Annotated in this window: 1 protein-coding gene; it reads right to left on the bottom strand. The window is 49.5% G+C overall.

Annotated elements, in window-relative coordinates:
- A partial coding sequence (locus KVT36_RS31485) for an amino acid adenylation domain-containing protein (protein WP_217607392.1) occupies positions 1–1,649 on the bottom strand: 1,649 nt, incomplete at both ends.

Genomic DNA, 1,649 nt, shown 5'->3' with positions numbered 1-1,649 from the left:
GCCTGCCAGCGTACCAGGTCACCGGTACGGTATAAACGGCCTGCTCCACGGAAACGGTCTGCTATAAAGTGGGAAACGCTTAACTCCGGCTGATGCAGGTAACCTCCTGCTACCTGTACACCACCTATATATAACTCGCCTATACCGCCTAAGGGGGCTAATCGCTGTGCAGCATCCAATACATATAATTGTGTATTAGCCACCGGACGGCCTATCGGTACTACCCCAACATCCTCTCCTTCAGCATCCCAGTAGCTTACCTCAATGGTAGCTTCTGTTGGTCCATATAAATTATGCAGCTTTGCTGCCGGCAGCTGCCGATGTAAGGCCCGCACCTGTGTGGCTCCTAGTGCCTCCCCGCTACAGAACACATGCTGCACGCCTGCACAATCACCTGCTACGAGCTCCTGTAAAAATACTTCCAGCATAGAGGGAACAAAATGTAAGACTGTAACTCCTTCGCTGGCGATCAGCTGCTTCAGGTAAGCGGGATCCTTATGGCCTCCCACACGGGCAAACAATAAGCGGGCACCACTGATCAGCGGCCAAAACAGCTCCCATACCGATACATCAAAACAGAAGGTGGTCTTCTGTAATACGGTATCAGATACGTCCAGCCCATAACGCTGCTGTCCCCAGCATAAGCGGTTGGTTAATCCCTGGTGGGCCACCATCACACCTTTGGGACGGCCCGTAGTGCCTGATGTATAGATCACATAACACAGGTCCTGCACACTGGGCCTTATGTCTATATTGTCTGTTGAGTGTTCCTGTATTAATCCGCTGTCCAGTGATACTAAAGCAACTTCACGCAATGATGATAAACCTGCCTGGCTATCCTTATTTACCAGCAGCAATGCTGCACCAATATCAGATAGTATATAACGAATGCGTTCCAATGGATATTCCGGATCTATAGGTACATAAGCCCCGCCTGATTTTAAGATCCCTAACAAGCCGATGATCATTTCCAGGCTGCGATCCAGACAGACCGGCACCAGCGAACCCGGGCCTATGCCCTGACTGCGCAGGTAATTAGCTACCTGGTTAGAGGCTGCATCCAGCTCCCGGTAACTCAGCGATTGCGATTCAAAAGTAACGGCTGTATTATCTGGCGTACGGGCCACTTGCAGTGCAAACAGGTCTGCTACTGTTTGATCTGCCGGGTAAACCGTATCTGTAGCATTAAAAGTGTTTAAGAGCAGCTCTTCTTCTTCGGTGCTTAATAGCTGTAATGATCCGATGGTTGCTGTAGGATCATTTACCACGGAGCTTAACAGCTGCTCATAGTGTGTACACAGCCGCTGAATGGTGGCTGGTGCAAAAAGATCAGTGCTATAAGTAACACTTAATTGAAGACCCTCCATTGACTCACGTAAGGAAAAGGAAAGATCAAACTGGGTACTATTGCTTTCAACAGGTTCCACATACAGTGATAAACCTTCGCCCAAGATGTGTTCTCCAATACCTACGGATTCATTGTTCTGTAAAATGAACATCACCTGGAACAGCGGATGGCGGCTCAGATCACGATCCCTCACCACGGCTCCCACTACTTTCTCAAAAGGCGCTGACTGGTGCTCATAAGCTGCCAGGGTGATCTGGCGTAACTGCCGCAGGTAATCACGGTAACTCATTTCACCATGCAC

The organism is Chitinophaga sp. GbtcB8 (assembly GCF_019091455.1).
In the GTDB taxonomy this organism is placed as follows: Bacteria; Bacteroidota; Bacteroidia; order Chitinophagales; family Chitinophagaceae; genus Chitinophaga.
This window is presented reverse-complemented; position numbering and strand designations above follow the sequence as displayed.